This window comes from Streptomyces canarius, from assembly GCF_014650735.1.
GTDB classification, from domain to species: Bacteria; Actinomycetota; Actinomycetes; order Streptomycetales; family Streptomycetaceae; genus Streptomyces; species Streptomyces olivaceoviridis.
Genome location: NZ_BMVN01000100.1, coordinates 1 through 13,632, shown reverse-complemented (window position 1 = coordinate 13,632; position 13,632 = coordinate 1). Strand labels below are relative to the sequence as shown.

Sequence of the window (13,632 nt, the reverse complement as noted above, 5' to 3'; positions counted from 1 at the left end):
CTTCCAGGCCCTGCTGGACGCCGCCGCGGCGGCCCGCACCGCCGCCGCCCGCGGCGAGGACCCCGGTGTCATGCCGGTGTTCCCCGCCACCGCCGAACAGGCCGGCGAACTCGGCGGCGAACACGGCATCGAGGGCTTCGACTACTACTGCACCTCACGCGGCGAGCACGAGCGGTCCGCGAAGTACTTCGTGTGGCAGAGCGTGGACAAGCTGGCCTCCTTCGACGCCTTCCACGCCGTCCCGCTGATCGGCCCCCGCCCCATCCTCCAGATCATCGGCGAACGCGCCGTCACCGCCTGGATGGCCGTCGAGGCACACCAGCGCGCCACCGGCCCCAAGGAACTGCACCGCATCGAAGGCGCCAGCCACGTCGACCTCTACGACAAGAAGCAGTACATCGACCCCGCCATCGACAAGCTCACCGACTTCTTCACCACCCACCTCACCGCGGCCGGCTGAGCCGGCGCCGGTTCACACGCCGAAGGGGCCGACAGCACGTGCTGTCGGCCCCTTCGGCATGCGAACCCGCCATCCGTATGAGGTCTTCCCGGGCCCGCGGGCGGCTCACTTCGCCTGGAGAGGGCCCGCGAAGGACTTGCGCAGGGACGAAGGGGCGGCGAGGGGGAGGAGCGAGGCGAGCATCTTGCCCTTGAAGGTGCTCGGCTGCCGCGTCAACTCGACGTCGACCCGCGTGCCGTCGCCCTCGGGGGTCATCCGGAAGACCCAGCCGCCGCCGGCTCCGAAGAGCTTGGAGTCGAGGGTGGTGATGGTGACCGTGTCACCGTCCGGTTGCCAGTCGTAGCGCGCGCGCTCCCAGGCGGCGGCGGTGCCTTCGGTGACCTCGGCCCAGGTGTCGCCGAGGCCGTGGACCTCGAAGTGTTCGGCGTCGATCGTCGGCCAGGCCGTCGCCCGGGAGGGACCGAAGTCGGTCAGCACTCCCAGCACGTCCTTAGGGCTGAGCGTGGAGACGAGATGGAACCGTACGACTGCCATGGTTTCCTCACCAAGAAGTAACTGTTCTGACCGGTGACGAGAGATTCCCATGGTCCCGCGTCACCTGTCAAGGTGGTTACCCTGGAGGGGCGTCCCTTACCTGTGTCAGGAGGATCATGTGAGACATGTGTTTCCGTGCGGGACGCCCACCCTCGACTTCGTGGGCACCTTGCAGGAGCGGCGTGCGCCGGTCCCGATCGAGCGGATCGGCTCCCCCGGGCTGCTCGACTCCTGGTTCGTGGAATCCGGGCTGCTCGACGAGCGGCCCGCATCCGACCGCGCGGACCTGCGCGCGGCCCTGGAGCTGCGGGAGGCGATCTACCTGCTGGTGCGGGCTCGACTCATCGGCACCCCCCTTCCCGCCGGCGCGGTCACCGCGGTGAACCGGCGGGCGGCCGGGGTGCCGGTGGCCCTGTGCCTGCGGCCCGGCGGCACGAGCCGTTCCGGTACGGCCGCCCAGGCCCTGGCCGACCTGGCGCGCGAGGCGGTCGAGATCGTCGCGGGCCCCGACGCGGCGCTGCTGCGCGAGTGCGGACACCCCGACTGCACACACGTCTACCTCGACCGCTCCCGGGGCCGCCGGAGGGAATGGTGTGCGATGCGGACCTGCGGGAACCGCGTCAAGGCAGCCGCCCTGCGGGCACGTCGCCGACAGTGACAGCAGTGACGGTCACGCGCCCCGACAGACGGGCACACGTGTTCATGCGGGACGGCCCCTCGTACGGGACCGTCCCCGTGGTCCCTCAGCCCCGGGTACGGGACCGTCCCCGTGGTCCCTCAGCCCCGGTTCTCGGTCTGGAACATCCAGCTCTGCTTCTCCTGCGTTTCCGCACCCGGTCGATGACGGCGGCGAACGCCCGTACCAGGGCCTCGACGGCGCCGACGCCCTTCGTCCAGCCCGGCGCGAAGGCGGGCACACCGCTGGTGGCGATGATGGTGGCGGCCCGCCCGTCCGGGCTGACCCCCAGCGCGCCTGCTTGGCCACCGGGGACAGAATGCGGTTCCTTTCCCCGATGTCGCCAGTGCCCTCATTGTCGAAGCCGCGGGCCTTGCGGGGGATCAGTCGTTTGACTGCCGCCCGGCAACGGAGGGACGACGGGCCCGTCCCGTTCGTGGGCCGGCTCGGGGACCGGAGGGACCGGGTGGGGACGACATGACCGACGGCCACGAGGTCTCAGTCGAGAACCCGCAGGGCCGCGGCGACGGCCGGCTCCAGGAACGCCCGGTCGGCGCGCGCCTGGCTCATGACGTGCAGGCCCTGGATGAACGTGATGAGGAAGCGCGCCACTTCCACCGGACTGCGCTCGCCGGACAGCTCTCCGCGCACCCGGGCGCGTTCGAGCGCCTCGGCCAGTACGGCCTCGATGGCGGTCATGGCCGTGCGCACCTGCTGCACGGTGCCGTCGTGGGCCGCGCGTTCGACGATCGCGTTGACCAGCAGGCAGCCACGTTCCGGGTCGGCGGCATCCGCCGTCACCATCGACAGCAGCAACCGCCGCAAGGCCGTGCGGATGTCGTCCCCCGCCCGCACGTCCCGGTCCAGCGCCGCCACCAGACCTTCGCAGTAGCGTCGTAAGGCCTGGGCGTAGAGACCGTCCTTCGATCCGAAGGCGGCGTACAGGCTGCCGCTGCCGATTCCCAGCAGCTCCGTCAGCCGTGGCATCGGCGTGGCGCGGTAGCCCTGCTTCCAGAACAGGTCCATGGCCTGCTCCACTGCCGCGTCGGTGTCGAATCCGCGAGAACGTGCCACACTGAGATCCTTTCGTGGGTTGCGTCGGGCCTGACTCTGACAGGTGCGGCCACCCACGGCATGAGTCGATCGACTGCAAACATGGCACCGCGGGGCACCTTCGTCCCGCACGCCCGGACCACCACGTTCCATATCGATCCGGGCAGTGAGCATGTCCCCCCGGGTGTTGTGCGGTTAGCCTCGACGCCATTGACGGCAAACAGCCCGAGGACCGACATGCAGCTGCACCTGAACCCCCCGCTGGAGCCCGCCAACGCGCCCCGGCACGCCGCTGCCATCGTCGCGGCGGCGGCCGACATCAGCGGTGCGGAGCTGGACTACAGTCCGGAGAGCATCGATCTGGTGGAGGACATCGTCGACGGTTTCCGGGCCGAAGGCGTGAGCGGCGAGGACATGGCGGAATCCCTCGTCGCCTTCGGCTGCTACGTCGGCGAGATCCTGACGCGTCACATCGGCGGAGCCTGGCGGCACGCCCCGGCCGCCCGCCCCGAGGCCGTCCCCATCGTCGTGGAGCTGCCCGGCGCACGGGAGTGCCACCCGATCGACTGGGTCTTCGGCCGTCTGGAGTTCGGAGCCGACGTCAGCATCCGCGACCTCTACGCGGCGGCGGGCGGGGACAGCGCGTTCCCGGACGAGCGGACATGTGAGTGAGCACGCGTCCTGGTTCTGGCACATATGCGTGATGCGGGTGAGGGTGTGGGCGGACAACATGCGAAGGGGCGGTGGACGCGCGTGCGGGAGGTGAGCACGCGCGCGCGAGGACGGCTGCGGACGCACCCGCGGTGCGCCGGGGGAGTGTGGGAGGGCAGGGGATGAGCGCGCACATCGGCTCGTACGACGTCGGTTCGGACGGCACCGGCCTGCTCGGCCGGGAGCGGGAACGGAAGATGGTGGCCGCGCTGCTGACGGCCCTGCCCCGCGGCGAGGGACGGGCGCTCCACCTGAGCGGCGCGCCGGGCACCGGCAAGTCCGCCGTCATCCGCTTCGCCGCGGCGGCGGCCGGCCGCCAGGGCATACGTGTGCTGTCGACGGCGTGGGCACCCGGCGAGCGCGGACTGCGGCATGCCGCGCTGCACCGCCTCCTGCGTCCCGCCCTGGCAGGGAGCACGGGCCTGTCGGCCCGCGAGGGAGCCCTCCTGGACGCCGCGTTCGGCGGCGGCGCGGCTGTGCCGGGTACCGGTGAGCCGGCCGTACCGGGTATGTGTGAACCGGTTCTGCCGGACACCGGTGAACCGGCCGCGCCGGGCACCTCTGCTGTGGCCGGGCCGGTCTCCGCTCGACTGGTTCCGTCGGCCCCAGCGGAACCGGCCGGGCCGGCCCCCGCTCAACTGGCCGCAGCGGTGATGCGCCTGCTGACCGCGGCGGCGGAGCCCGTTCTGCTGTGCGTGGACGACCTCGACCGGCTCGACGGCGCGAGCCGTGACACCCTGCGCGCTCTGGCCCGGCTCTGCGGCGCGACGCGGGTGGGCCTGATCGTCGCCGAGCGCGCCGCCGCCGAGGTCCTGCCCCTTCCGGATGCAGCGGCGGTGACACTCGGGAGCCTGCCCGCCCCCCAGGCCCGCGCACTCGTCACCCGTGCCGGCCGGGCCACCGGGTACGCCGAGGAGCAGCTCGTCCTCGCCGTGGCGCGGGGGAATCCGCTCGCCCTGACGGAACTCTCCCTGGACTGTGGTCATCTCGGCGACGCGGCGGGCTTCGGCATGCTGCCGGCGACGTCCCGTCTGGCCGAGGCGTACGCGGAGGACGTGGAGGGGCTGTCGGCACCGGCCCGCACCGTGCTGCTCACCGCCGCGCTGAGCGCCTCACCGGTCACCCGGGACATCCTGCGCGCGAGCACCTCGCTGCTGGGCAGCGGCCGGGCGGCCCGCGCCGGGCTCGCCGAGACGATCGCCCGTGGACTGGTCGCCGAGTCGGTCGGGGGCGTCGGACCGGCTGGGGTCGTCGAACCGGTCGAACCGGTCGGAGCCGTTGGGGCTGTCGGGGCCGGGGCCGGGGCCGGCGGGGCCACGGAACTCGATGAGGAGGGCGTCGAGGAGGGCGTCGAGGAGAATGGGCGGCTGTACTTCCCCGAGCCGCTGGTCCGTCCGGCCGTGCTGCGCCTGGAGTCGGCGGCCCGGCGCCTGGCCGCTCATCACGCGCTCGGACGCGGCCTCACCAGCCGTCCCCACGCCGCCTGGCACACGGCCCAGTGCGTGGCGGGCCCCGACGAGGAACTCGCGCGGCGGCTGGAGGCGCTGGCGGCCGGCCCACGTCCGGGCACCGCCGTGCTCGTGGCCCTGGCCGCACTGGACCGCGCCGCGCGTCTCTCCCCGGACCCGGAGCGCAGGGCGGCCCGGCTGCTGCGCGCCGCCGAGCTCGCCTGCGACCACGGTCTGACGGACCAGGCGCTCCGGCACGCCCGCCAGATCGATCCGAGCGAGCTGGGGACGTTCGGACGGGCCCTGCTGCTGTGGGTGCACGATCTGCTGCCGGGCAACAGCGCGGTCGGCCGGGAGCGGATCGCCGAACTGTGCGAGGCGGCACGCGCCGTCGCCCCGCAGGACCCGGCACTCACACAGAAACTGCTGCACGCGGCGGCACGCAGGTGCTGGTGGCAGCAGGCAGGCCCCGGCGAACGCCACATGGTCCTGCGGGCGTTCGAGGACCTGAGGTTTGGGCCCCGGGACGCACGGGACGTCGCCGTCATGGCGCTGACCGCCGCCCTCCCACTGCCGCAGGCGCAGCCACCGCACTCCGCCCCCGGACCGGCCGGCGGCGACGGTGACGAGCAGCATCTGGTCGGCCAGGTCGCCGTCCTCGCTTCCGACCTCGATCGGGCGGCGCCGCTGCTCGAAGAGGCGGAGGCGGCCGTTCGCGCCGGCGGCCGGTACGGGCGGCTGCCGCAGCTCCTCGTACCGAGGGCGATGGGCCAGATCTGGCTCGGCACCCAGTGGCACACCGCCCAGGCGCTGGCCGAGGAGGGCCGGATGATCGCCGTCCGGACGGGGCAGCCCGACTGGGTGGCGAGGGCCACCGGCACGCTGGCCATCATCGCGGCGTTGCGGGGACAGCACGACAAGGCACTGGAGTACGCCGCGGAGGTCGAGGAGGCCTCCCTGCGCCTCGGTCAGAACCGGCAGCTCAACCTGGCCACGCTGGCCCGTGCCCTCACCGCGTCCGGCACGGGCCGGTACGTCGAGGCCTACGCCCGGCTGCGCTCCCTGTTCGCCGACCCGGCGGCGCCGTACGCCTTCGAGCAGGTGTGGGGGCTCGCCTTCCTGGCCGAGGCGGCGCTGCCCGCCGGGGAGCAGACCGACGCCAGGACCGTCGTCGAGCACGTCACGGTCCTGACCGAGGCGGGGCGCGCACCCATGCCGCAACGGATCCTGGAGTACGCCGACGCGGTCCTCGCCCCGGACGACGAGGCGGAGGCCCGCTACCGCCGGGCGCTGCGACCCGGAGCCGGCGCCTGGCCGCTGCTGCACGGTATGACCCAGTTCGGCTACGGGGCCTGGCTCAGGCGCCGGCGCCGCGTGACCGACTCCCGCACGCCTCTGGCCACCGCCGAGTCCGTTCTCCGCTCCCTGGGAGCCCAGTCCCGTGCGGAGCAGGCGGCGTCCGAGCTGAGGGCGACCGGCCAGACCAGGGACGGGCAGTCCGGCGCGGACGACATCGCCCGCGTGCTGTCGCCGCAGCAGCTCACCATCGCCCGTCTGGCCGCCCGGGGCCTGACCAACCGGGCCATCGGGGAACAGCTGCGCCTGTCACCCCGTACGGTCGCCTCGCACCTGTACCAGATCTTCCCCAAGCTGGGCGTCTCCTCCCGCGCCCAGCTCTCCGCGTGGATCGGCACGGACTGACGGCCGCGCCCGGCCGCGTGAGGGCCCGGCAACACCTCGGTTCGTTGCACCCGCGAGGAGGGGGCCGGCTTCGCGCAGGCGGCCTTGCGGTCCCGTAGTGTCTCGGTGAGCCGCGCCCGGGGGAAGTGGATCCCGGCCGCGGTCAGGCCGTGTGACGGCGGCAGTTGGGCCCCGGCTTCGGTCAGGCGGGCCTGCTGGTCCCGCAGTGTCTCGGTGAGCGGGGCTCGCGAGGGGTGGGGCCCGGTGGCGGTCGGGGTGCGTGACGGCCCGGCGGCATCCTGGCGGGTTGTGCCCGTGAGGAGGGGGCCCGGTCGTGGTCAGGTCCCGGGGCGGGCCGGTGCATCTCGGTGGGTTGTGCCCGGGGAGGGGACCCCGGCTTGGTCAGGCGGCCTGGGGGTCTCGTAGTGCCTCGGTGAGCTGGGCCCGCGCTGTCACACCCAGGCGGGGGAAGATGCGGTAGAGGTACGCGCCGATGGTCCGCGGCGCGAGACCGAGCTGTTCGCCGACCTCACGGTTGGACAGTCCCCGGCCGGCGAGTTCGGCGATCCGCAGCTCCTGCGGGGTGAGCAGATCGCGGGCCGCGGCCGGCCGGGACACGCCCGGGGCGCCCCCGTCCGCCCGTTCCCCGGAGGCCCGCAGTTCCCCGGCGATCCGCGCGAGCCGTGCCTCGGCGCCCAGCATGGTGTATCCGGCCGCCGCCTGGCGCAGCGCCGCGCGGGAGTCGGCGAACTGCCGCCGGCGCCGCAGCCGCCTGCCCTGGGCCAGACGCAGCGGCGCTTCGAGCGACGGCCAGCGGGACAGGTCCTCGGCGAAGGCCCGCTCGGACAGCGCCTGAGCGTCCTGGTCGTCCCGGTCACCCTGGTCGTCCGCGAGGACCGCACGCGCCACCGCGAGCCGGACGGCGACCATCGGGGGACACTCGGCACCCAGCTCCGCCTCGATCCGGTCGAGCGTCGCGAGTGCCTCCTCGGAGGCGTTCACGGCCTCGGCGGCCTCCGCGAAGGGGATCAGGGCGAACAGGGCCGCCGCGTGGCTCCGCGGGTCCGCCAGGAGGGACGACAACGCCGGCCACGCGGCCCCGTACTCGCCGGCCTCCACCAGGGCACAGGCCGTGCCGACCGCGAGCACCGCGTCGATCGAACGCACCGAGCCCCGGGCCGCCTCCAGGTCGGCGGCACTGCCCGGACGTACCGTGCCGCCGGTGCGCAGACCTCGTACGAGGTCCTCCAGAAGGCGGGCGGCTGCCGCGTGGTGGTCCTGGCCGTACGCCTCGGCGAGTTCGGCGCACCGCCGGAACGCGTGGCCGCTCTGGCCCCGGTCGCCCATGGCCAGGTGCGCCAGGCCCTGTCGGAGCAGCACCCGGGGCAGCTGGTCGGACAGGTCGTGGAAGCGGTGGCGGCGCTCCGCCTGCCGGTACAGGTCCAGCGCCCGCAGCGGGTCACCCGCCAGCAGCGCGGCCTCACCCAGGCGTTCGAGGTCGCGTACGGGCACGTCCGCCAGGTGCCGGACGGCGGACACGCCCGCGAGGACGGTCGTGGCACGGCGCACCGGGCCGGCCGTGGCCATGGCGTGCAGCAGCCGGGGGTCGTCCGAGAGGTCCGGCATCCCGTCGAGGAAGGCCAGCAGCGCCTCGGCGCGCGCGTCGTCGCCCGCGACCGCGGGCGCCGTGATCCGGGCCAGCTCCAGCGCGTTCTCCTGCTCGGCGGCACCGGCCGGCGCGGGCCAGGCGGCGGGGTCGGCCGGCGGCTGCCCGGCGTTACCGGTCCCGGTCAGCGCCTCGGCGCACAGCCTGCCCAGGGGGCCCAGCGGTTGGCGCAGTGCCCGGTGCGCCATCGTCCGGGTGATGCGCTCCAGGCCGAGGACATGGGCGAGCTGGGCGGCCCTGAGGGCGCAGCGGCCCCGGTCCGCGGGCAGCAGGTGCAGGTCGGACGCCCGCCGCAGCAGCCGGACGGCCATCAGGGGCTCGCACTGCTCCAGCGCCTGGCCGTGCACCGCCTCCAGGCGGCCGGCCAGCTCCGGGTCGTACCCCTGGACCGCCTGCGACCGGTGCCACAGCATCTGTACCGAGCCGGGCGCCAGGACGGCCGCCAGGGCCGCGTGCGCGGCACGGCAGCGCCGCGGGTCGGTGCCGTGGACCACCGCCCCCGCCGTCGCGGGGTGGCCGAAGCGCAGCCGCATGCCGTCGAACGCCACGAGGCCCGCGCGTTCCGCGGGGTCCAGCGCCGTGAAGTCCAGCTCGGCGCCCCCGATCCGCGACGCCGCCGACAGCAGCAGCGGGAGGTCTCCGGCCGGGTGCAGCGCCGCCACCAGCAGCAGGTCCCGAGTCCCGGAGGGCAGGCGCGCGGCGCCGGGCGCCAGGGCGGAGGCCAGCCGGTCGGACGAGGCGGGCATGCAGGGCGACGAGTCCTCGGAACCGGCCGGGAGCTCCAGCAGCGCCAAGGGGTTGCCGGCCGCGGTCGCCAGGAGTTCGCGTACGGCCTGCGCCTCCAGACCCGGACGCCGCGCCGCCAGCAGCCGGGCGGACTCGGCCGGGTCGAGCGGGCCGAGCGGCAGCCCGGGGAGGCCGGCCAGGGAGGCCGGACGCGTGCGGTGCGGACGGGAGGTCATCAGCAGCGCCAGCGGATGTCCCTCGGCCCGCCGGGCGACGAAGGCCAGCACGTCCCTGCTGGGCGAGTCCAGCGCGTCCCAGTCGTCGACGGCCACCAGAAGGGGCTGCCCGGCGCGGCTGACCGACTCCAGGACCCGGAGAACGGCGAAGGGCAGCCACGACGGCCCGCCCGGCGCGGGGGCGCCGTCGACCAGCACCCTCTCCAGAGCGTCGAGCGGCCCGGCGGTGTCCGGCCGGTGCGGGTCTGCCAGGACCGGCCAGACGATCTGGAGCAGGCCGGACAGGTCGGGCGGGTAGCTGCCGCGGATGCCGGTGCAGCGCAGGACGCGCATGCCGGTGGCCGCCGCCGCCTGGACGGTGGCTTCCAGCAGCGCCGATTTGCCGGCACCGGCGTGCCCGCACACCACCCGGGCCGCTCCGTGGGCCCTCGCCTCGCGCAGGAAGTCCTCCAGCGCCCGCAGCTCCCGGTCGCGGCCGACGAGCCCGGGGTCGTCCGGCAGTGCTCCGCGACGGGGGGCCACGAGCGACAGCGCGGGCTGCGCCTCCTCGACAGCGGTGAGAGGGGAGAGCCTGGTCTGCGCGTTCATCGTGCCCCCTGTTTCGGGCGAGCGGTCCCGCCCGTCCAGGGAGCGCTCTCGTGCCTGCTCCCATCCCACTGGAGCGGAGGCCGCGGAACCAGGCAGTTGGCATGCAGCTTGCCCGCCGCGGGCCGAATCCCCAGGCAGCGGGCGTGCGGCGGCGTCCCTCCGAGCGGTCGCGACACGCGGGGCACCACCCGCCCGGGGCGGGCCGCGCCGGACCTGCTCGGAGCACGTCACGCGCCGCTCAGGGTACGTCACCCAGCGTTGGGAGGGTGCCGCGTGGTGCTCGCGTCCGTGTCGCTTTGGACGGCGTCACGTACCGCTCGGAAAACGTAGTCGTCGCTCGGGGACGTCAGCCATCGCCCGGAGGCGTTCGGGGGCGCATGCGTCGCTCCCAGACGTCACGCGCCGAGGAGGGCGGGCCCATGCCTGCTCGCGGACCGCCGCCCACCGACGCCGGCCACCGCGCCGAGCCCGCCTGCCGCCCGCCGTCTGTCGCCCGCCATCCGCCGTCCGCACCACCTGTCCCTGCCCCGTCGATGCGGGCCGTGTCAGGTCTGCTCGGTGGGTGTGGTGGGGGCGTCCAGGGCGTGGGCGTTGGCCCGCATCCGCTCCGCTCGCGGACTGTGGATCGCGCTCAGCAGGTCGGCCGCCCGCAGCCAGCTCTCCCGCGCCCCCGCACGGTCACCTCGCTCCTTCTGCGCGGTCGCGAGATGGTCGAGCACCTCGGCCTGGTTGTAACCGTCGAAGGCCTCTCCGTACAGCCGCAGCGACTCCTGGTAGTCCGCCACGGCGGCATCGAGATCGCCGAGGTGTTGTCTGGCGTAGCCCATGGTGTCCCGGGCCGCGGCCTCGATACGGATGTTGCCGTGCCGCCGCAGCAGCGGGACCGCCTCCTCGCACAGGGCGATCGTCTCCTCGTACCGGCCGAGGAGGGCGAGGTACCAGCCGACCGCGTTCATCTCGCGGGCCGTGGTGCCCTCGTCCCCCTGGGCGCGGTAGATCTCCAGCGCCCTGCGGGCATGGTGCAGGGCCTCGACGTGGCGTTGCTGACGGCCCCGCACCCAGCCGATGCTCCGCTCGGTGGCCGCGCGATCCACCGGATCCAGCCGGTCCAGCAGCCCGAGCAGCAACTCGACCTGCTGGTCGGCCTCGTCGGCCTGGCCCGTCTCCGCCAGCGCGCGGGCGAGGTCCGCGGAGTTCCGCGCGACGGCGGCCGGCTCGTCCAGCTGCACGGCGGCGTCCAGGCCGATGCGTTTGGTCTCGATCTCCTCCGTCCAGCGGCCCGTGACGGAGTAGTAGGTCACCCAGTCCTGCGTGAGGTTCATGCGGAACCGCAGCAGCCGCGGGTCCTCCAGGGAACGCAGCGCCGCCGCGACCGTCGACTCCTCCTGACGGAACCAGACCAGCGCCTCCTCGCGGGTGTCGAGGGGGACGCGCACCGCTCCTTCGGCCGGCGGTCCGACCAACGTGGCGGCGGAGCGCCCCAGCAGCCGGTTGGCCCAGTGGGCGTTGTAGCGCAGGTAGTCGAGCAGACGGGTCCTGGCGCCGAGCCGGTCGTCCTGTTCCCGCTCGACGAGTTCGGCGCCGTAGGCCCGTACCAGGTCGTGCAGCACGTACAGCCCCTCCGCGTCCCGGGACAGCAGGTTCGCCGAGATCAGCTCCCGCAGGTGCCGCCGGGCCGCCGCCGTACCGGCGTCCGCGAGGGAGGCGGCGGCCTCTGCCGACACCGACGGCCCCGGATGCAGGGCCAGATGCCGGAAGAACCGCGCGGTCCCGGGGGTCAGGGCCCGATACGACCACGAGAACACGGCACGGACGTCGACGCGCCGGTCACCGCTGGCCAGGGCGTCCAGCCGCGGCCGGGACTCCCGCAGTTCGCGCACCACCGGTCCCAGCGGAACCTGCGGCGACGCGCTCACCTGCGCGCCCACGATCGCCACCGCCAGCGGCAGGAACCCGCACAGCTCCACGAGCTCCGCCGCCGCCCGGGGCTCCGCCCGGCACCGCTCCTCGCCGATCCTGGCCGCCAGCGCGGCCAGCGCCTCCTCGCGCGACCAGACGTCCAGACCGACCAGCGTGGCGCCCTCGGCCACGGCCAGACCGGACAGCTGACTGCGCGAGGTGACGATGGTCAGACACCCCGCCGAAGCCGGCAGCAGCGGTCTGACCTGCTCCTCGTCGCGCGCGTTGTCGAGTACGACGATCAGCCGCCGGGAGGCCGCCCGCTCGCGGAACAACGCCGCCCGCTCCTCGGTGCCGGGCGGTATCGAGGAGCGGGGCACTCCGAGCGCGTCGAGAAACCCGGCGAGGGCCGCCCCGGGGTCCAGGGGCCGTCCCGAGTCCTCGAAGCCGCGCAGGTTCACATACAGCTGGCCGTCCGGGAACCGGTCCGCCACCTGGTGGGCCCAGTGCACCGCGAGTGCCGTCTTGCCGACCCCCGCCATGCCGCCGATCGCGGAGATGACGACATGTGCCCCGCGCCCGGCGACGTGTGAGGTGAGTCGGTGGACGGCCGTGAGCGCCTCCGTCCGGCCGCGGAACGTCGCGAGGTCCGGCGGCAGCTGCCGCGGGACCTGTTCCGTACGCCGCATCGCCGCCTCGACGAAGCGCCGCCGCTCGTCCTCGTCGAGTTCCAGGGCGTCCATCAGCTCGCTCAGCGTCGCCTGCCGTGGCAGGCTCTGCCCCCGTTCCATGTCGCTGATGGCCCGCACACTCACCCCGGACGCCTCGGCCAGGCTCTCCAGCGTCAGCAGCGCACGCTGCCGCGCCGCACGCAGCAGCCGGCCGAACTCCGCCTTGTCCATCCCCACCCCCCGTTCTGGAATGGTCATTAAAGCAAGAGGCGGGACGGAACCACCACGCCGTCCAGGGGTGGGAGCCCCCGGCACCGGCCGCGGGGCCGGGGCCCTACGACACGTATGCCGCGACGATCGTCACGACGACAGTCATGTGACGCATGTCAGCACCGGCGTGTCCTGTGCACACTTATGGAGTCAATGACCTTGCCATCGTCGACCAGCGCAATACACGGCCGCGCCGAACGGCTCATCGTGGCCCTCGCGTATTGCCCGAAGGGCGTTTCTCATGGTCACCAGGACTGTCTGGCTCGTAGGGTTCGCGTTCCGTTCGGAACGGGGCCGACTGGTTCAGCACTTCTACGTCGTCCCGGGGGCGGCCGACGCCGAGGTCGCCCGCGAGGCCGCCCTGCGCAGGGCCGGCACCCGCCGGGAACGCGCCCTGCGCGGCGGACTCGACATCGAGGAGGCCACCGCCGAGATGCGCCTGCTCGTCCGCGACGGCCTCGGCGTCTGGCGCCTGGGCGGCCGGGAGCCTTCTGCCGAGCAGTCCTCCGTGTTCCCGGCCGCCGTGTGACCCCGGCCGGTCACCTCGCCGCCCTTCAGCTCGTGGTGCCGAGGTGGGTGGTGAAGAAGTCGGTGAGCTTGTCGATGGCGGGGTCGATGTACTGCTTCTTGTCGTAGAGGTCGACGTGGCTGGCGCCTTCGATGCGGTGCAGTTCCTTGGGGCCGGTGGCGCGCTGGTGTGCCTCGACGGCCATCCAGGCGGTGACGGCGCGTTCGCCGATGATCTGGAGGATGGGGCGGGGGCCGATCAGCGGGACGGCGTGGAAGGCGTCGAAGGAGGCCAGCTTGTCCACGCTCTGCCACACGAAGTACTTCGCGGACCGCTCGTGCTCGCCGCGTGAGGTGCAGTAGTAGTCGAAGCCCTCGATGCCGTGTTCGCCGCCGAGTTCGCCGGCCTGTTCGGCGGTGGCGGGGAACACCGGCATGACACCGGGGTCCTCGCCGCGGGCGGCGGCGGTGCGGGCCGCCGCGGCGGCGTCCAGCAGGGCCTGGAAG

General features: G+C 74.0%; 10 protein-coding genes. 5 read left to right on the top strand and 5 right to left on the bottom strand.

The genetic code is table 11. The annotated features are described in order from the left end of the window. Window positions 1-460: alpha/beta hydrolase (locus IE294_RS44765; RefSeq protein WP_189895085.1), on the top strand; the 460-nt coding region annotated here is incomplete at its 5' end. Between the two features lie 105 nt (window positions 461-565). Here IE294_RS44765 and IE294_RS44760 read toward each other — a convergent pair. After that, window positions 566-994 carry an SRPBCC family protein gene (locus IE294_RS44760; protein ID WP_189895084.1) on the bottom strand — a complete coding sequence of 143 codons (429 nt, stop codon included), beginning with the start codon at window positions 992-994 and terminating at the stop codon, window positions 566-568. A gap of 118 nt (window positions 995-1,112) precedes the next feature. On the opposite strand from IE294_RS44760, the gene IE294_RS44755 reads away from it, so the two are divergent. Further along, window positions 1,113-1,652 carry a CGNR zinc finger domain-containing protein gene (locus IE294_RS44755; protein WP_189895083.1) on the top strand — a complete coding sequence of 180 codons (540 nt, stop codon included), beginning with the start codon at window positions 1,113-1,115 and terminating at the stop codon, window positions 1,650-1,652. 516 nt (window positions 1,653-2,168) lie between these two features. On the opposite strand, the gene IE294_RS44750 is transcribed toward IE294_RS44755, so the two are convergent. Next, entirely contained in the window at window positions 2,169-2,744 is a 576-nt protein-coding gene (locus IE294_RS44750) for a TetR/AcrR family transcriptional regulator (RefSeq protein ID WP_229918109.1), read from the bottom strand. A 216-nt stretch (window positions 2,745-2,960) separates the two neighbouring features. Here IE294_RS44750 and IE294_RS44745 point away from each other — a divergent pair, with 216 nt between their 5' ends. Next, entirely contained in the window at window positions 2,961-3,395 is a 435-nt protein-coding gene (locus IE294_RS44745) for a hypothetical protein (RefSeq protein WP_189895082.1), read from the top strand. Between the two features lie 161 nt (window positions 3,396-3,556). Beyond that, window positions 3,557-6,583, top strand: coding sequence for an AAA family ATPase (locus tag IE294_RS44740; protein ID WP_189895081.1), 3,027 nt, complete (start codon window positions 3,557-3,559; stop codon window positions 6,581-6,583). Between the two features lie 381 nt (window positions 6,584-6,964). On the opposite strand, the gene IE294_RS49250 is transcribed toward IE294_RS44740, so the two are convergent. Both IE294_RS49250 and IE294_RS44730 read right to left on the bottom strand, forming a co-directional pair. Then, complete coding sequence (locus tag IE294_RS49250) at window positions 6,965-9,778, bottom strand: AAA family ATPase (protein WP_189895080.1); 2,814 nt, start codon at window positions 9,776-9,778, stop codon at window positions 6,965-6,967. Between the two features lie 545 nt (window positions 9,779-10,323). Continuing rightward, the gene (locus IE294_RS44730; RefSeq protein WP_189895079.1) at window positions 10,324-12,579 is read right to left on the bottom strand and encodes an ATP-binding protein; all 2,256 of its coding nucleotides are present in this window, start codon (window positions 12,577-12,579) and stop codon (window positions 10,324-10,326) included. A 280-nt stretch (window positions 12,580-12,859) separates the two neighbouring features. On the opposite strand from IE294_RS44730, the gene IE294_RS44725 reads away from it, so the two are divergent. After that, window positions 12,860-13,147: a hypothetical protein gene (locus IE294_RS44725; RefSeq protein ID WP_189895078.1), complete on the top strand. Its 288-nt coding sequence runs from the start codon at window positions 12,860-12,862 to the stop codon at window positions 13,145-13,147. A gap of 25 nt (window positions 13,148-13,172) precedes the next feature. Here IE294_RS44725 and IE294_RS44720 read toward each other — a convergent pair. Continuing rightward, the coding region (locus IE294_RS44720) for an alpha/beta hydrolase (protein WP_189895077.1) at window positions 13,173-13,632 on the bottom strand (460 nt) is incomplete at its 5' end.